This window comes from Deltaproteobacteria bacterium (assembly GCA_020848905.1).
GTDB lineage: Bacteria > Myxococcota_A > Polyangia.
Genome location: JADLHG010000036.1, coordinates 16,442 through 33,114, shown reverse-complemented (window position 1 = coordinate 33,114; position 16,673 = coordinate 16,442). Strand labels below are relative to the sequence as shown.

Below are 16,673 nucleotides of genomic sequence, written 5' to 3'. Positions count from 1 at the left end.
GACCACCAGCACCCGCCCCTCGGACCGGGCGGGCGGCGCGTAAGTCGGAGAGAATACGTCGGTGCCCGGACACGCTGTGCGGCCCTTACGGTGCGGCAGGGCCACGTGCGTAGCGCGCGCGCAACGAGCCCGCCTATCGACGACCGCCGGCCAGGAGCCTCGCGAAGAAGCCCTGCCCCGGACGCTTGGGCGCACCGAAGGAGAAGTTGCGCGAGCCACCGAGGAGATCGCCCAGCGCGAACACGGCCGACTGGGCGCTGGCCTTGCGCAGCCGGGCCATCTTGGAGCGCACGTCGAGGAGCCGTCCGGCCTCCTTGCTGCCGAGGTGCCCCTCACGCGGGGCGAGCTGGCGGTGCTCGGCCGTGAGCTTGGGCAGGTCCGTGTTGAGCAGGTCCAGCGACGAGAGCACCGACATGGCCGCGACCGTGAAGGCGTTGTCGACAACTTGGGGGTTCACGAGGGCGAACGACGCCGTGCTCAGGCCCTGCAGGAGCAGCGTGTGCCGCTCGAAGGCGTGGTCGTCCGTGGCGCCGCTCGGGAGGCGAGAGATGGCCGCGCCGAAGGCCTCGTCTCCGACGCGCTCGCCGATGTGCTTCTGGTGCAGGGCGAGCACGGCCTGCTCGAACGCGGCCATCACCCGCAGCCCGTCGCCGTCGAGACGGTTACCCGCCCCGTTGAGTCCGAGAGCTGCCTGGTGCAGCTCCGTGGCGAGGGAAAACCAGTCCCCGCCGGCCGCCGGGGTCTCGGCGCGGCTCGCCGTGGCGAGAGATAGGGTGCAGAGCAGTGCGGCAAGTCCGGGAACGAGGCGCCGTGCGCGCGACATGGGATCCTCCTTCAGGCTGTGACCGGCCACGGCATCACGAAGCGTGACGAGACGTGGGCTGGCGATTCGGAGCGTCGGGCACGAAGACCGCGTGCTCCGAGGCCGGCCCAGAGCAACGGCCGTGCCCGGTAAGGCGCCGTCGACATCACAGAGGTTTGTCTGCGCGCCGCCGGGGGCTCGAACCCGCATGGCTGGCTAGAGGCGCCCCGCTACGGGCGTTGGAAAGATCGTGAGCGCCCACGGACGTTTGCACTGAAACAGCGCGCTGCCGACGAACCGCCCGGTGGGCGGGACGCGCGCGCTACGGCTTCTCGCAGCCGCACCCGCAGGTGTCCTCGAAGCCCTTCTCGCCGTCGGGGCAACCGAAGAGGAGCGCCATACACTTGTTGGCGTCCTTGGCGACCCAGGTCCGCTTCGGGTTGGTGTAGTCGCAGGCCGCGGGCGTCTTGCAGCCGGCCCCGCACTCGTCCTTGAAGAATTCCTCGCCGGACTTGCACGCGACCATCGGCTGCACGCACACGTTGACCCCCTGGACCAGGTACCGCCGCGCCGGGTCGGCGTAGTTGCAGACGGGCTTCGTCTCGCAGCCGCAGCCGCACGCATCCCCGAAATACGCTTCCCCGGGGTTGCAGGTGAACTTGATGACCGTGCAGGCCTTCGGGTCCTTCGCCACGTACCGCTTGTTGCCGTCGCAGTAGCTGCAGGCCGGGGGTGGAGGCGCGGGGCAAAGGCTATCCCGGTCGGGGCAGCAATCTCCGTAGAGGCTGCACTTCGCGTCGCACCAGCAGCCGTCGGACGAGCGGCCGCCGCAGCTCTTCTTGCACGAGGGCTGCTTCTTGTCGCAGGCCCGTACCTTGTCGGGGCAGCAGTCACCGAACGTGGCGCACTCCGCGTCGCAGAAGCACCCGGCCGGGGCCTTGCCTCCGCACTGCCCCACGCACGAGTTGGACTGATCGGCCTTCAGCCCCCCGCGGGCCAGATACTCCTCTCCTCGCGGCGCCACCGTGGCGCCATCGTCGCCACAGCCGGCGAGCAAGAGGCCCATCGTCGTACAAGCTAGAGCCAGTTTCTTCGTCGCACCCATCGCGCCTCGCTCCTTTCGGGTCCTCGGAGCAAGAACGCGGGCCGCCGGGAGGTTGCAGGAAAAGTGGATGCGCCGCGCTACGGGGCGCAGGTGGCGGCCGCCCCCTTCGCGCCGGGGACGCACCCGCGGGCGCAGCGCCCGAGCTCGACGGGGAGGCAGAGCTCGCGGCAGGGGACCTCGGCCACCTGGGCCCGCAGGCAGGTCCGGAGCACCTCCCCGGCGCACGCGGCCCCCTCCTTCGGGCACTCCGCGCAGGGGTAGCCGCGGCAGAGCGCGTAGATACCCGTCGGCGGCGGCTCGCACGCGGCGCCTCCCGGCGTCTCGCTGCAGCGATAGCAGCTCGCGAGCTTCGTCCTCTGGCAGGTGACGCCGCAGAGCGGGTGCGCCGAGACCAGGCAGCCGTGGAGCTCGCTCCCCTGACAGAAGGTGCTCCCGGGCTGCGCACCGCCGCAGCTCGTGCACTCGGTGGCCGGACACCCCGCGGCCTCTTTCTGGGGCGTACAGAGCAGCGCGAGCTGCAGCGCGCCGGTGGCTCGGCCGTCGTGCAAGCCGAGACGACAGACCTCTCCCGGAGCGCACGGATGCGCCGACGAGCAGCGGGTCCGGCACTCCTTGGGGCCGAGCAAGGCGCTCGCGTCGTCCTCGAGCACCCGCCAGGCGTGACACGCCTCCCCGGCGGGACACCCGTCGTCCCGCTCGCACGGCCGCTTCGAAGAGCTCGGGTAGTGCGAGCTGCACGAGTCCCCCTCCGCCACGCAGCGCCCCGTCGTGGCGCAGCACTGGTAACCGGACCCGCAGGGGCACGGCGCCCCCTCGAGGGCCAGCTCGGGGACGCAGCTCCCGAGGAGCGCGGCCGAGAGCGCCGCCGGCAGCGCGAGCGCCCGAAGACGTCGCATCAGTAGCGCCCCTCGAGCTGCAGCCCCGCGCCCCCTGCGCCGAAGGCCGGGGTCACCGTGATCGCCGGAGGACGCGCCGGCCAGAGCTGCCAGAGCAGATATCCGACGGCTGCCGCACCCCCCAGCGCGTAGCAGCTCACCGCGGCCGCGTTGAAGCGCGCGATGCGTCGGTTGGCGTCCATCCGGTCGAGCTGCGAGGTTGTCTCGTCCGTTCGCCCGCGCTCCCGCAGCCCGAGCCCGGTCAGGATCCCCGCCGACGTGAGCGTGGCCAGCGCAGCGCCGAGGAGCGCCGGTCTCGCCCACGTCTGCCAGGGGCGACGCGGCAGATGGTCGTCCGCGCTGTCATCCGGGCGGTCGCGATAGCTCCTCAGCGCGCCCCCGTCGAAGGGGTCCCGGAAGAGCCGCCGGAAGGCCTCGTGCTCCGCCCCTCGGGCCCGGGCCGTGGCGAGCTGGCTCCTGAGCCCCGAGAGCCGCACCGTGGCAGGCGAGCGCTCGGGGAGCAGGTATTCCTCGCCGCTCCCGCGGCGGCGGACGTAGAGCTGGCCAACGGCGGGCACGAGCAGCGCCACGGCGCTCGTACCGGGATGCAGGTCCGCGAGACGCACTCCGGCGGCATCCTCGACGGTGAAGTGGCTGCGTCGCGGTCCGTCGAAGATGAGGCGCCGTCCCGCTCCGCGACGGAGGTCGCTCAGCACGGCGGCCGTCGCGGAGGCGCCACGCGGCGGTCGCACGAAGAAGCGCGGTCGGTAGCGCTCGTTCGGCACCGCGCGGTTGGCAGTGAAGATGAACGCGGCCGCCTCCTCATAGGTCACGCGCCCATCCCCGTCGAGATCCGCCGCCCCACGAAGCGCCGAGCGTACCTCGTGGCTGAAGACTCCCCCCTGGAAGGCCTCCCATTCGTGGCTGTCGCTCGCGGTCGAGGTGGAGAGCACGAAGCCCGCGTGCGCCGGCACCTCGGGATCGGGCGGCAGAAAGGACCCCGCGGCCGGCCGCCGCACCCCGCCCGGCCCGCGCTCGAAGACCGCGAAGTACGACTTGCAGGCGTCCACCACCACGTGGATCACCTGGGCGCGGCAGGCCGCGAGCAGCCGTCGCAGCGCCGAACGGGTGAAGCCGCCGTCGGCGAGCTGCAGGAACCCCTCACCGTCCCGCACGTCCCCATGCCCCGTGTAGAAGAAGTAGAAGACCGTCGGGCGTCCGCTCGCCCGAGCCGCCGCGATGCGCTCGTTCAGCGCCCCGAGCGCGGCCTCGAGCTCCGGCCGCCGTGGCGCGGTAGGCCTCGCCTCCGGATGGAGCTCGCGGGTCGCGCGGTCCAGCTCGGTGAGCAGCACCGTCTCGGCCCCGAGGGAGCGCAGGAGCTCGACGTTGCGAACCGCGTCGTCGTCGGCGTACTGCAAGGAAGGCAGGCTGCGGTCGGGGGCACGGTTGTAGCCCACGACCAGCGCGAAGAGGGCCGGCGCACGCGTCGGGGTCACCGCGGCGACGGAACCGGGCCGCGCGGCGACCAGCGCCGCAGCCACGAGGGAGAGGACGATGAGCGCACCCGCTCTCACGGTCCCTCGCGCGCCCCCTGCACCTCGAAGACGCGCGTGAGCTGCGCGACCCCGGGAAGCTCGAGGCGCGTGAGCGCGGTCGGGTCCTTCCGGCTCGCTCGCGCGCGCCGGAGCTCGGCCTCCACCGCGGAGACCTTGAGCGGCTCCACCGAGAAGAGGGCGAAGAACCGCAAGCGCCCGGGGCTCAGCCGGTGCTCGATCTCGGCGGGCAACTCCACCCTGCCCCGCCCGAGGGGGATGCTCGTCGGATCGCTCCCCTTGTGCTCGTAGGCCGGGTAGTACCAATAGACCTGCCCCGTCGCGTCCACAGCCACGAGCATCAGGTGGCGATAACGTCCTTCCCCGTTTCGCACGCCGAAGACGAGTCGCTCGTGGCTCCGGATCGGTCCTTCCACGGGCGCGTAGCGCCGGGTTCCTTCTACCCGCCGGTAGACCCACAGCGCAAGCCAGCGCTCGGTTTCGAGCGAGCCGCCGCCGCGCACCGAGAAGCTCCCCGACCCGGCCCCCGGTAGCCCCGGGCTCGGCTCCCGGAGGCGCAGGGCGAGGAGCGCCGCCGCGGCCAGCGCCAGGGCACCCCCGACCGCGACCGGGATCCACCGCCTCGCACGCGCGCCGGCGGTACGAGCGCGCAGCTCGGGTCCTTCCACCCGCTCCCCGGCGCGGACGCGCGCGAGCACCGCGCCCGACAGATCCTCCGCCTGCGCCTCGCGGGACTCCGGCCCGAGCCCGCGCACCAGCGCGGCCAGCTCCTCCCTCCGCCGCCGACACGCGGCGCACCCGACGAGGTGCTCCTCCAGACCCCGGGCGTCGTTCACCGACAGCTCGCCATCCAGGTGCTGGATCAGCCGGTCCACCGTCACGCAGCTCATGGGCCCTCCTCGGCGAACAGCCGCTCGTGGAGCTTTCTCAACCCGCGACAGACCTGCGCCTTGAGCGTCCCTTCCGGAAGACCGGTCACCGCCGACATCTCCTCGTAGGAGAGCTCGCCCGAGAAGCGCAGCGACAGCGCCGCGCGGGTCTTGTCGTCGAGCCCGAGCAGGGCGCGCGCGAGCTCCGCCTGCCGCTCCGCCGCGAGGAGCTGACCGAGAGCCGTGGCCTCCTCCCCGCCCGACAGGGCCGTCCCCTCCACCTGAAGAGCTGCCACCTTCGCGGCACCGCTCCGCCGCTGTCGGGCCACGACGTGGCAGCGGTGGTGGGCCAGCGTCATCAGGTAGGAGCGGAAGCGGCCCTGCGGCTCGTAGCTCTGGCGCTCGCCCCACACCACGAGGAACACCTCCTGCGCGACCTCGCGTCCGAGCTGGCCGTCCCCGAAAAAGCGCGTGGCGTACCCCAGAACGAGCGCCTGGTGCCTTCGGATGAGCGCCGCGAAGGCCGACTCCACCCCGCGCCGCACGAGGCGCATGAGGTCGTCGTCGAGTAGCTTCTCCTCGACGATCGCGGCCTCGCCGCCCGGGAGCACCTTCAGCTCGTGGCCCATCGGGGGTCATCCACCTGCACGGAGCGCATCGTGACACGGGCCGGCCGCTCGCCGACCCACCAAGTGAGAACGCGAGGCGGCCGATCGTTGCAGAGAACGGTCGTCGCCTGTAGAGGCGCTGAATTGCTTAACTTTTCTTGGAGAACGACCCGCGCGAGCCGGCGGGTCCAGGGAGGGAGGGGCGAAGCCTTCTAGTACCGCTCTTGCACGGCGTCGTTCAGCTGCTGCTCGTTTTCCACCTGGACGGCGAAGTACCGGACGCCCTCCATGATGAAGGAGTGGCGCTGGTTCGCCCCGTCGGGAACGCGCCAGGTGACGGTGCGGGCCGAGCCGTTCTGCTGACCGGCCACCGCGCCGAAGCGCACCGTGGTGTCCACGAGGTCGCGGGCCAGCCCGCCCACCGAGAGCATGCTGAAGCCGTGGTACCCCTCGGTGACGCCGTTCGCGACGTTGAGCGGGGCGTTCTCGTTGCGCAGGCGCCGGTTGGCATGGGTCACCGCCGCGTGGGCCGGAGTCGCGGCGAGCGAGAGCACGTTCACGCGAATGCGCTCGCCCTCCTGCACCGCCGCCTGGCCGCGGGCGCGCTCGTTGTTGGCCTCGTTGCGCAGCGTCTGGATCTGGTTCGGGTAAGCGTTGACGATGTTCTGGTCGTAGGGCTGCCGGGCACGTGCCTTGGCGTACTCGGCGTCATACGCCACCTGCTGCTCCTGGGCGCGGTTCGCCTTCTCCTCGGAGGACTGGAGCAGAGCCCGACCTTCGTTGATCTGGGCCTGGTTCTGCGTGGGCTCGCTCGCGTAGAGGTTGCCCGGCCGCAGCCACGCGCGAGCCGACGGGAGGAGGTCACCCGAGACGCGGTAGTTCTCCTGGCGCTGCGTGTAGTGGTCGAAGCGGGTCTCCTGCTGCTGCGGAAGGCCCGCCACGAGGCCGGTGACCGTCGGGATGCGCTGACCGTCGCGCGTGGTCCCCTCGATCTTGTAGATGCTGTTCGGCCAGAAGACGTGCTGCGGGTTGTGCGTGATGAGCACGGCCGGCTCGTTGATCCCCGCGTTGCCCGTGACGAACTCGAGCACGTTCACGTAGCGCGCCGCCGCCTCGGCGATCCCGCGCGCCTGGTCGCAGCTCTCGATGCGACCGCTTCCGGGGATCTGCGCCGCAGCCGAGGTGCGCTGACGCCCGACGCTGATGCGCGTCTCGGGCTGGCAGCCGCGCAGGTAGACCGCCATCGGGTCCAGAGCGCGCGCCGGGAAACGCGGGTTCGCCACCTGCACCGGCTGCACCACGAGCTGCGGGGGCAGGCGCCGCCCGTTCCACGAGCGTACGAGCACCTGCTGGAGCGGCTGCGCCTGCAGACGACCGTCGGCGGCCACGAGTCCGCCGTTCGGGCAGTTGGGCTCGGCCGCCCGCGCGTTCGCGAGCGCCGGCAAGAGCAACGTCGCGGCGCTGGCCAGGATCACCACGGCGTGGCCCAGGGTCCATCGCGGCTTGCCGCCGCGGGTAGCTGTCGTTCGAAGCATGGCTCTCTCTCCTCCTCAGTCGACGAACCGGCTCTCGGTTCGCCGTCGTTCGTGTCACCGCGAAGCCGACGAAAAGGCTCCGACGGGCCGAAATAGCAAGGAGAGGGCCAGCAGCTGCTGGAAGGCAAAGACCCCGGAATGATTTGCTGTGATGTTTTTCCCTGGCAGGTGGCGGTCCACTCGACGAGCGTCGCGACACTCGATTTCGGGAGCGCTCCGAAAGGGGAACGTCGCGACATACTCGCGCGACGCGGCTGCTGCCTGTCGTGTGCAGTGGAGCGGGCGTGACCAGCAGCGGTGGCGTCAGCGCTGGCCGAGTCGGCGGATCGTCTCGGCCAGGTGATCGGTGCCGGAGACGAGCCCCCGGGCGCGCGCGGCGAGGCTGAAGGGAGTCGGTGCCGCACAGAGATCGCAGTCCACCTTCTCGCCGTAGCAGCACGGGGTGCGTCGCTCGAGGCGGTAGTCGAGCGCGAGCGAGTTCTCGCGCATGTCGCAGCGGTCGGTGACCTCGCGACAGGTCGCCGGCCGCGCCAGGTCGAGGGCGGCCTCCTCGTTGACCACGAAGGCCCCGTGCCGGCGCTTGAGCTCGAGGAGGCGATCGAGGAGCTCATCGCGCGCCGAGAGCTCGAAGGCCAGCCCGCTCGCGTCCCCCTGCTGCGGCACGTAGATGCTGAAGATCACCCCCGCCACCTTGGGCCAGCCGGCGAGCTCGTCGGTGAAGGCGGGCAGGACGTCCAGGTTTCGCCGCGAGACCACCGTCTGCACCAGCACCCGGCGCGGAGCCTGGGCGATGGTGCGACGGGCGCGCTCGAAGACCCCCGTCCCCCGGATGGCGTCGTTGACCTCTTCGAGCCCGTCGAGCGAGACGGCGAAGGTCACCGGCCAGTCGGGGAGGGCTACGGTCCCGTTGGTGAAGATGACGTTGCCAGGGACGATCTCGGCGGCGTGCTCGACCACGCGCTTGCGGAGGAGCGGCTCGCCTCCGACCCAGGACATGAACTTGATGCGGTGCCGCTTCGCGAGGGCCTTGAGCTTGGCCACGAGCTCGGCGTCGGCGACGTCCCCCTCCTCGTGCGCGAAGGCCTGAAAGAAGAAGCAGGTCTTGCAGCGCAGGTTGCAGTGCCGCGTGACCTCGAGGATGCCGTAGGGGTAGAGCCGCTCCCCGTAGTCGGGGATCTCGACGCCGTCGTAGGAGATCGTGGGGACCGGAGTCGCGGGCATGAACGCGCACCTCCGCGCGACGGAAGGACTAGATCGCGGCGAGCGACTCCCCGAGCCGCTTCAGCCCGTCGTCGAGCGCGGCCTCGTCGATGAGCATCGGCGGCGCGATGCGCAGCACGTTGCCGTGGAGCCCCCCCTTGCCGATGAGCAGGCCACGCGCCTTCGACGCCTCCATCAGCGCGTTCGTGCGCTCCGCCGCCGGCTCGCGGGTCTGGTGGCTGTTCACGAGCTCGATGGCCTGCATCAGCCCCTTGCCGCGCACCTCGCCGATGAAGTCGAAGCGCTTCTGCAGCGCCTCGAGCCCCGCACGCAGCTTGTCGCCGAGCCGCCGCGACCGCTTCGGGATCTCTTCCTGCTCCATCACCTCGATCGTCCCGAGCGCCGCGGCGTCCGAGACCGGGTTGCCGCCGAAGGTGGAGATCGAGAGCCCCTTGAAGGAGTCGGCCACCTCGGGGGTGGCGATCGTCGCCCCCATCGGCGAGCCGTTCGCGATCCCCTTGGCGAAGGTCATGATCTCGGGCTCGACCCCGTAGTGCTCGATCCCGCACCAGTGATCTCCCGTGCGGCCGAAGCCGGTCTGCACCTCGTCGCAGATGAAGACCCCGCCGTGCTTCCGCGTGATCTCGACGGCGATCTGGAAGTACTCGGGGGGCGGCGTGATGAAGCCCCCGACCCCGAGGATCGGCTCGGCCATGAAGGCCGAGATGCGCCCGCAGGTCGTGGTCTTGATCAGCTCCTCGAGGTCCTTCGCGCAGCGCACCCCGCAGCCGGGATAGGTCTGGCCGAACGGGCAGCGGTAGCAGTACGGCGCGGCGAGGTGCTTGACCGTCGCCACCTTCGAGGCGACGAGCCGCCAGGGGGCGTGCCCCGTGATGTTCATGGCCAGCATCGAGCGCCCGGCGTAGGCGTGCCGCAGCACCACGAGCTCCTGGTTCCCGGTGTGCAGCTCGGCGAGGAGCACCGCGGTCTCGTCGGCCTCGGTGCCGGAGCTGGTGAAGAAGCACTTCTTCAGCCGTCCCGGCGTAAGGTGCGCGAGCCGCTCGGCCAGCGTGACCTGCTGCGCCGTCGGGTAGAGCGTCGAGACGTGCTGCAGCTCGAGCACCTGCTGGGCGATGCGCTGGTTAACGCGCGGCTCGCAGTGTCCGAGCGAGACGGTCAAAATCCCGCCGAAGAAGTCGAGGTACTCCTTGCCGTCGTGATCCCAGAGGCGCGTCCCCTGCCCCTTGGCCATCACCAGGGGCTCCTTGTAATAGGTGATCACGCAGGGGAAGAGGAACTCCTTCTGCTTGTCGCGGATCTGCTGCGAGGTCAGCTTGCTATCAGGCACGGCGGTCGTCCTTCCTGTTCGGCGCGGGTTACGGGAGCTGCTTGGTCAGGTCTTCGTAGGCGTCGGGGCGGCGGTCCCGGAAGAACTGCCACACGCGGCGCACCTCCTCGATCGTGTCCAGGTTCAGCTCGGCGGTGATGAGCTCGCTCTGGTCCTCGCTCCCCTCGGCGACGATCTGGCCGCGCGGGTCGACGAAGTAGCTCGTGCCGTAGAACTTGCCGATCCCCCACGGGGCCTCGGTCCCGACCCGATTGATGCACCCCATGAAGTAGCCGTTGGCCACCGCGTGCGCGGGCTGCTCGAGCTTCCAGAGGTACTGCGAGAGGCCGGCCACCGTGGCCGACGGGTTGAAGACGATCTCCGCCCCGTGCAGGCCGAGGATGCGCGCCCCTTCGGGGAAGTGGCGGTCGTAGCAGATGTAGACCCCGACCTTGGCGTAGGCGGTGTCGAAGACGGGGTAGCCGAGGTTTCCGGGCTTGAAGAAGTACTTCTCCCAGAAGCCCGAGGTGTGCGGGATGTGGTGCTTGCGGTACTTGCCGAGGTAGGTCCCGTCCGCGTCGAGCACGGCCGCCGTGTTGTAATAGACGCCGGCCATCTCGCGCTCGTAGACCGGCACCACGATCACCATCTTGTGCTTGCGCGCGTAGGGAACGAGGCGCTCGACGGTGGGGCCGGGCACCGGCTCCGCGGCGTCGTACCAGCGCTTGTCCTGGCTCGGGCAGAAGTACGGGCCGTTGAAGATCTCCTGCAGGCAGAGGATCTGCACCCCCTTCTTGCCGGCCTCCTCGATGAAGGGCAGGTGAGCCTGGAACATGGCCTCCTGGATCTCGGAGACCGGACGCGACTCGTCGTTCACCGGGTTCGCGCACTGGATGAGCCCACAACGAACGGTTCGCGGCATGGTCAGCACCTCGTGGAGCGGGGGTAAATTCGAGGGGCGCAGTATACGGCGCGGTCTCGCTGGCGAACAAGGCCGACCCGCAGCAGCCCGACCCGGAGCCGGGCTGGCCGGGTCACCTGACCCCATGCTCCGGGCGTCCCCCGCAGTTCCACGCAGATAACGAAGCTCTCCCGCGGCACGCCGCGTGCAGTGAGCTGCTGCAACGCCAGCTCCGAGGTAGGTCATGTTACAGGCCCGAAGCGCGCTCGCCGCGCTGCTGCTGCTCGCGTCTGCCCTCTCCTTCACGAACGTCCAGGCCAAGACCGGGCTCGTGAAGACCTTCCGGCGCGTCACCGGCCTCGAGGCCCTCGCGCAGCGCCGCAACGCCTCGGCAGCCCTCGAGCGGCTCGAGGCCTCCCTGGTCTTTCAGCGCCTCCCGTTTACGCAGCAGCAGCTCTTCCGCACTCTCCTCCGCCGCGAGGGACACAACCCGGCGGTCACGGGCTCGGTCGCGGGTCTGCGCAAGCCGAAGGTCACCCCGGGCCTGGTCGACCACCTGATCGGGGCGCTCTCCGCCGTGGCGTGGAACGATCGCTCGCAGTACCTGTCCGACCTCACCGCCGGGATGCTCTACAGCGGCGAGCTCGACCTCTTCGCGAAGTTCCTCGCCACCCCTGCCTTCGCAAGCGCGAGCCCCTTCGAACGCCTGTTCTTCAACACGGGCGTCAGGAACCGCCACGGGGTCGACTCCGTCAAGGCCAAGCTCGAAGCGGGGGAGGCCGACGCGCTGAAGACGGCCAATCCCGTCGCCGCGCTCCGCTCGCTCGGAACGGTGCGGTCGCTCGTCGAGTGGCCCAGGTGGGCCGAGCTCGGCCGACCGCTGCAGCAGGAGGTGCTCACCAGGGTCGTCGAGGCCTCCGGCAACGGCTCTCAGCTCGTCCAGAACGTGAAGGGCGCGTGCGAGTCGCGGCTCTGGTCCACGCTCGGCCCAGCGGCTCGAGAGGCCGTGATCCGCGTCCTCGTGCGTCGACCTGCCTACCTCGAGATGAGGCCGGGAGCGCTGGTCGGGTACCTGGCGAACCCCCGCTACGGCGAGCTGCGCGACGGTCTCGTGGCCGTGCTGAACGCGGCGACGGAGAGGCCCGAGGTGCCGCGGAACGACGTGCGCCTGCGGTACGTGCTGCGCGCCCTCAAGGTCGGGGTGTCGCCCGAAGAGCTCCGCGAGATTCTATCCGCCAAGCACGCCTTCGATGCGACGCGCGCCGACCCGCTCTTGGACCTGCTCTGGGGCACGCACCCGCGGCTTCGCGCGCTCGGCAACCTGCCCCCGGGGCAGGAGTCTCTCTACTCGACCCGTCTGCCGATGGCCGACGCGAGCGTTCGCCCGGTGCCCGACGCGGCCCTGCGGATGAAGGTCCTCGAGCGCGCCACGCGCAACCGCCCGAGCGACTACCTGCTCGCCGTGGTGAAGGACGCCACCGACGCCTTCGTGCGCCTGCCGAAGGAACAGAAGCGCGAGCTCATCGCCTTGCTCGAGCGCGCGGAACAGCAGCGCGGCGAGCAGCACCTGCTCTGGGAGGTCGCGCAGAGCGTTCCGCTCGCTCTGCGCCTCGGCGCGACGGTCCCCGAGGTCGGGGTCATCCTCGACGCGGCGAGCACCCGCCCGGGCACCTCGTTCACGAGCGCCATCAATCGCTACTACCGGCCGGAAACCCGCGTCCTCGATCCGCGCGCTCCCCGCAAGCCGGACGCGCGGGACGAGGGGCTCCGTCACCTCGTGCTCCGGCACGCTCTCGAGCACCCGCTCAGCACCATGCTGGCCGACCTCCAGCGGAGCCCGAGCTTCTCGGGGCTCGGCCAGGCGGACAAGCAGCGCGTGGTCAGGCTCATGGCCTTCGCCGAGACCCACGAGCCGCGGCTCGACGGAGCGCGCCAGCTCCTGCGTCAGCTCGCCGACCCGCAGTGCAGCGTCAGCTTCAAGACGGGGGGTCGCATCGAGGTCCAGCCCGGAAGGCTGGTCGTGCCGCGCCACCTGATTCCGGCCGGCGGGGCCCTCGGCCTCGAGGCCGGCAAAGCCCTGCTCGTGGCCTACAACCAGGCGCGCGGCGGCGACGCCTAGGGGGGCTTCCTAGTAGATGTTCGTGGAGCGCTTCTGCCCGGTGTAGTCCACGTACACGGTCTTCAGCTCGCTGTAGAACTCGACCGCGGTCCAGCCCATCTCGCGCTGCCCGACCCCCGTGGCCTTCACGCCGCCGAAGGGAAGCTGCGCCTCGCCGCCGAGCGTCGGGCTGTTCACGTGGGTGATCCCGGTCTCGATCTCGTCGATGAAGCGCTGCGCGAGCCGGAGGTCCTGCGTGTAGACGCTGGACGAGAGGCCGTACTTCACGCCGTTCGCCGCACGGATCGCCTCGTCGTAGCCCTGCACCTTGATCACCGAGAGCACCGGTCCGAAGATCTCCTCCTGGGCGATGCGCATCTCGGGTTTCACGTCCACGAAGACCGTGGGCGAGGTGAAAAGCCCGTGCGCCAGCTCGCCGCTCGCGAGCTTCTCGCCGCCGCAGACGAGGCGAGCCCCCTCCTGCTTGCCGAGCGCGATGTAGCGGTGCACCTGCTCGTACTGCTCGGCGTCCACCGACGGGCCCATGTGGATCCCCTCGGCCAGCGGGTTGCCCATGCGGTAGCCCTTGGCGGCGTTCACCACGAGCTCGACGAAGCGGTCGTGCACGGCCGCGTCCACGATGGCGCGGCTCGTGGCCGTGCAGCGCTGCCCGGTGCTGCCGAAGGCCCCGTCCACCGTCGCCGCGGCAGCCAGCGCCACGTCGGCGTCGGCGAGCACCACGAGCGGGTTCTTGCCGCCCATCTCGCACTGGCACTTCTTGTTGAGCTCGGCCGTCTGCCGGTAGATGAGCATCCCGATCTCGTTCGAACCGGTGAAGCTCACCGCCGCCACGTCGGGGTGCGTGACCAGGGTCTGCCCCACGGTCTCGCCGGGGCCGGGCACGAAGTTGAGCACGCCGGGGGGGAGCCCCGCGTCGAGGAAGAGCTCTACCACCAGGCGACCCGTGAGCGGCGTCTGCTCGGCCGGCTTGAGCACCACGGTGTTGCCCGCCACCAGCGCCGGGGCGATCTTCCAGGCCGGAATCGCCACCGGGAAGTTCCAGGGCGTGATGAGCCCCACCACCCCGAGAGGCTGCCTTTGCGTGTAACAGAGCGTGTTCGGCAGCTCCGACGGCACCACGAGCCCGGCCGCCCGCCGCCCCTCGCCCGCGATGAACTCCAGGATGCGGATCGCCTTCTTCACCTCGCCGCGCGACTCGGCGAGGATCTTCCCCTCCTCCCACGACAGCGCCCGCGCGAGCTCCTCGAGGCGCTGCTCCATCAGGCGCTGCGCGCGAAAGATCACGTCGGCGCGCACGGGAACGGGCGTGGCCCGCCAGCCGGGGAGCGCCGCCTTCGCCGCGGCGATCGCGGCCCGCGCCTCCTCGACGCCGCAGTCCACGGCCTTGCCGATCACCTCGCGCCGGTCGGCCGGGTTCACGTTGTCCCGCCACGCCTGCGCCTCGACCCACTTCCCGTTGATGTGAGCCAGCACCTTCGTTTCCATGGGCATGCCTCGATTGCTAGAAGGAGGCGCAGTATACGGAGGGGGGGGCCAGGTCACAAGGCGGCCCGGAGCGGGTCCCGGTCCCGGGCGGCCTCGCGGGTCACTGACTCGAGTCACTGACCGTCCGGAGGCGCGCTGGTACACGTCCGCCCACCTCGTACCAGGAGTAGCCCATGAGGACCCAGAAGAGCGAAGTTCGGTGCGTCATCTCCCGCTGCGTCACGGGTGCCATCTTGGCCGGAGCCATCGGGGTCTTCGGCGGCTGCGAGGCCACCTCGGCCGACGAGGGGGGGGAGGCCGTCTCGAGCGAACGGCAGGCCGCCACCGCTTCCTACACCTTCGGGTTCGCCTGTTTCAGCAACTACGCGTTGACCAACGGCCAGCCGTACGGCAACGAGGATACCGTCTGGGTCCGGGGCCCGCAGCTCAGCCGCGCCTTCTCGAGCTGGCCCGCTCCCTTCTCCACCTCGGACGCGTACTACCGCATGACGATCGTTCCCATGGAGACCGTGGGCGACAACGGCAACGTCACGGGGCGGACGATCGCGCTGCGGGCCTACGCCAAGGAACGGGTCCCCGGGCGGTCCACTCCCGTGTTGAAGTTCCGCGCCGAGGCGACGGGGCGCTACCGCAGCCAGGCGCTGCCCGCCGACGACGGCGACGTCACGCTCGTGACGACGATTCCGAAGACCACCGTTCACGGCAAGGCGTATGTCGACGGCAAGCTCGTAGAGGGCGACTTCCCGGTCGACCTGTTCCAGGCGGTCTGCTTCGTCACCCGGACGCCGAAGTAGCCGCACCCCGCACGAGCCGCGCAGGCTCCCAGGCTACGGCTCGCAGGCTCCGATGAGCGTCCCCTTCGCGGGCACGTTGTCCGTGGCGTCCTTCAGAAAGATCAGCGAGTAGGGGCCCGCGACGCACGGCAGCTTCACGGCGGGGAAGGTCCAGTGACAGCCGCCGGTACAGCTCGCGTCGGCCGGCTTGGTCAGCCAGACGACCTCACCGGCCGAGGGCTTGATGCCGAGGAGGACCCAGCTGTGGCTCTTGAGGGAGCGCACGGTCACGTCCAGCGTCTCGCAGGCCGCGGGGGGCTTCGAGAGCTCGAAGGAGACGGTGGCCGAGGTGCAAAACCGTCCCTGGACGCGCGCCGCGACCGGCGTGGACGAGGACGACGCGCCCGAACCCGAACCCGCCCCGGTGCCCGGCGAGGGCGACGGCGACGGACTCGGAGCGGGGCCCCGGGACATGCGGTCGTCGGCCGACGGCTCCACGAGGCTCGCTCCGACGTAGAAATCCCTCTCGAGGCGCGGGTCGAGAAACGTGCCGTACCGACGCACGGCCACGAGGAGCTCACGCACCGCCCAGCCCACCTGCTCGCCCGCGGCGAGGACGGGGAGCCTGGCCCGCCCGTCCTGCACGCAGCGTTCGTAGAGCGCGACCAGCTCCGGGTCCACCTTGAGGCCGAGGAGATAGAGGGTGTACCCACGCTTCGGGTCGTCCTCTCCGCCGTAGTGGATCGTCAGACTATCGGCGTCGGCGTAAAGCACGAGACCGGCCAGGCCGCCCCCCATCCCGGGTCCGCCCCAGGGCAGGCGCAGCCCCTCGCCGGAGCGGGTCGAGAACTGCAGCGCCTGGACGGGGGCGCCGTCCTCGACGCCGGCGGCGAGTCCGCCCGGCCGCGAGACCTTGAAGACCTTGAGCATCTGCGGGACGCGACGATCCCCGAAGGCGGTGTGGATCTGAGGCGCGCGACCGTCGGTGAAGGGCTCCACGCGCAAGAGGCGCAGCGGCTCGCCGACCGCCTGAAGTCCGCGGCTGCGAAGCGTCAGGTCCGCCTCGGCCGGGGCGCTCCCGCCAGCGCCCGCGACGGGAGCCGTGCGATAGAGGCCGGGGGATTCGGCGGGGGGATTCGTGCTTTCGGGCTCGGGCTCGAGACCGCAGGCCAGGGCGAGCGGAGCCAGAAGGGCTAGAGATGCGCGGCGGATCGAGGCGGCGAACAACATGGTTGCACAGCGCAGTTTGCAGGGCTCGTGCCGACCTCGACAGCCCGGCATCATTACGTTTCCCGCGAGGATGGCTTCACGATGCGGGTTCGCTGGCGACTCCCGACCCCCTGCGGGCGGCGGCCGCGCTAGCCACCTCGGCGGCCGAAAGGGTCACTCGGGATCGGGTTGCCGGGGCCGGGTTGCCGGTCGCGCGCTCGTCCCCCCGGGCGGCGGCCGGAACCAGGCCCACGGCGACGCCGTGCACGGTGCCACCGTGTGATACCTTCCCGCCGAGCCCTACGGGCTAGC

Annotated in this window: 14 protein-coding genes; 2 read left to right on the top strand and 12 right to left on the bottom strand. The window is 70.8% G+C overall.

Features of this window, described 5'->3' with window-relative positions; translation table 11 throughout:
- Positions 1–133 precede the first annotated feature (133 nt).
- From IT371_15555 to IT371_15510, 10 genes are all read right to left on the bottom strand, one after another.
- Positions 134–823 (bottom strand): hypothetical protein, encoded by a 690-nt coding sequence (locus IT371_15555; protein ID MCC6749076.1) that lies wholly within the window; start codon positions 821–823, stop codon positions 134–136.
- A 301-nt stretch (positions 824–1,124) separates the two neighbouring features.
- Positions 1,125–1,907, bottom strand: a complete 783-nt coding sequence (locus IT371_15550; protein ID MCC6749075.1) for a hypothetical protein — start codon at positions 1,905–1,907, stop codon at positions 1,125–1,127.
- Between the two features lie 77 nt (positions 1,908–1,984).
- The gene (locus tag IT371_15545) at positions 1,985–2,803 is read right to left on the bottom strand and encodes a hypothetical protein (GenBank protein ID MCC6749074.1); all 819 of its coding nucleotides are present in this window, start codon (positions 2,801–2,803) and stop codon (positions 1,985–1,987) included.
- Complete coding sequence (locus IT371_15540) at positions 2,803–4,356, bottom strand: caspase family protein (GenBank protein ID MCC6749073.1); 1,554 nt, start codon at positions 4,354–4,356, stop codon at positions 2,803–2,805. Before IT371_15540 ends, IT371_15545 begins: the two co-directional genes overlap by 1 nt.
- Positions 4,353–5,225 carry a zf-HC2 domain-containing protein gene (locus tag IT371_15535; protein MCC6749072.1) on the bottom strand — a complete coding sequence of 291 codons (873 nt, stop codon included), beginning with the start codon at positions 5,223–5,225 and terminating at the stop codon, positions 4,353–4,355. The genes IT371_15540 and IT371_15535 overlap by 4 nt, the downstream gene beginning before the upstream one ends.
- Positions 5,222–5,833, bottom strand: coding sequence for a sigma-70 family RNA polymerase sigma factor (locus IT371_15530; protein ID MCC6749071.1), 612 nt, complete (start codon positions 5,831–5,833; stop codon positions 5,222–5,224). The genes IT371_15535 and IT371_15530 overlap by 4 nt, the downstream gene beginning before the upstream one ends.
- A 191-nt stretch (positions 5,834–6,024) precedes the next feature.
- Positions 6,025–7,347 (bottom strand): hypothetical protein, encoded by a 1,323-nt coding sequence (locus IT371_15525; GenBank protein ID MCC6749070.1) that lies wholly within the window; start codon positions 7,345–7,347, stop codon positions 6,025–6,027.
- A 303-nt stretch (positions 7,348–7,650) separates the two neighbouring features.
- Complete coding sequence (locus IT371_15520) at positions 7,651–8,568, bottom strand: radical SAM protein (protein MCC6749069.1); 918 nt, start codon at positions 8,566–8,568, stop codon at positions 7,651–7,653.
- Positions 8,569–8,596: 28 nt separating this feature from the next.
- Positions 8,597–9,880, bottom strand: a complete 1,284-nt coding sequence (locus IT371_15515) for an aspartate aminotransferase family protein (protein ID MCC6749068.1) — start codon at positions 9,878–9,880, stop codon at positions 8,597–8,599.
- A gap of 43 nt (positions 9,881–9,923) precedes the next feature.
- A complete protein-coding gene (locus tag IT371_15510) occupies positions 9,924–10,796 on the bottom strand; it encodes an acyltransferase (protein MCC6749067.1) in 873 nt (290 codons plus the stop codon).
- Positions 10,797–11,019: 223 nt separating this feature from the next.
- On the opposite strand from IT371_15510, the gene IT371_15505 reads away from it, so the two are divergent.
- Positions 11,020–12,894, top strand: a complete 1,875-nt coding sequence (locus IT371_15505) for a hypothetical protein (protein MCC6749066.1) — start codon at positions 11,020–11,022, stop codon at positions 12,892–12,894.
- Positions 12,895–12,903: 9 nt separating this feature from the next.
- On the opposite strand, the gene IT371_15500 is transcribed toward IT371_15505, so the two are convergent.
- Entirely contained in the window at positions 12,904–14,379 is a 1,476-nt protein-coding gene (locus IT371_15500; GenBank protein MCC6749065.1) for an aldehyde dehydrogenase family protein, read from the bottom strand.
- 173 nt (positions 14,380–14,552) lie between these two features.
- Here IT371_15500 and IT371_15495 point away from each other — a divergent pair, with 173 nt between their 5' ends.
- Positions 14,553–15,173 carry a hypothetical protein gene (locus IT371_15495; protein ID MCC6749064.1) on the top strand — a complete coding sequence of 207 codons (621 nt, stop codon included), beginning with the start codon at positions 14,553–14,555 and terminating at the stop codon, positions 15,171–15,173.
- Between the two features lie 33 nt (positions 15,174–15,206).
- Here the strand turns inward: IT371_15495 and IT371_15490 are convergent, their stop codons facing one another.
- The gene (locus tag IT371_15490; protein ID MCC6749063.1) at positions 15,207–16,382 is read right to left on the bottom strand and encodes a hypothetical protein; all 1,176 of its coding nucleotides are present in this window, start codon (positions 16,380–16,382) and stop codon (positions 15,207–15,209) included.
- Positions 16,383–16,673: the final 291 nt, after the last annotated feature.

What these genes read in the sequence shown, in the direction of transcription:
- IT371_15530 (MCC6749071.1), bottom strand. Translation starts at nt 5,833, where the DNA reads ATGGGCCACGAGCTGAAGGTGCTCCCGGGCGGCGAGGCCGCGATCGTC.
- IT371_15495 (MCC6749064.1), top strand. Translation starts at nt 14,553, where the DNA reads ATGAGGACCCAGAAGAGCGAAGTTCGGTGCGTCATCTCCCGCTGCGTC.
- IT371_15555 (MCC6749076.1), bottom strand. Translation starts at nt 823, where the DNA reads ATGTCGCGCGCACGGCGCCTCGTTCCCGGACTTGCCGCACTGCTCTGC.
- IT371_15535 (MCC6749072.1), bottom strand. Translation starts at nt 5,225, where the DNA reads ATGAGCTGCGTGACGGTGGACCGGCTGATCCAGCACCTGGATGGCGAG.
- IT371_15505 (MCC6749066.1), top strand. Translation starts at nt 11,020, where the DNA reads ATGTTACAGGCCCGAAGCGCGCTCGCCGCGCTGCTGCTGCTCGCGTCT.
- IT371_15490 (MCC6749063.1), bottom strand. Translation starts at nt 16,382, where the DNA reads ATGTTGTTCGCCGCCTCGATCCGCCGCGCATCTCTAGCCCTTCTGGCT.
- IT371_15545 (MCC6749074.1), bottom strand. Translation starts at nt 2,803, where the DNA reads ATGCGACGTCTTCGGGCGCTCGCGCTGCCGGCGGCGCTCTCGGCCGCG.
- IT371_15510 (MCC6749067.1), bottom strand. Translation starts at nt 10,796, where the DNA reads ATGCCGCGAACCGTTCGTTGTGGGCTCATCCAGTGCGCGAACCCGGTG.
- IT371_15550 (MCC6749075.1), bottom strand. Translation starts at nt 1,907, where the DNA reads ATGGGTGCGACGAAGAAACTGGCTCTAGCTTGTACGACGATGGGCCTC.
- IT371_15525 (MCC6749070.1), bottom strand. Translation starts at nt 7,347, where the DNA reads ATGCTTCGAACGACAGCTACCCGCGGCGGCAAGCCGCGATGGACCCTG.
- IT371_15520 (MCC6749069.1), bottom strand. Translation starts at nt 8,568, where the DNA reads ATGCCCGCGACTCCGGTCCCCACGATCTCCTACGACGGCGTCGAGATC.
- IT371_15500 (MCC6749065.1), bottom strand. Translation starts at nt 14,379, where the DNA reads ATGGAAACGAAGGTGCTGGCTCACATCAACGGGAAGTGGGTCGAGGCG.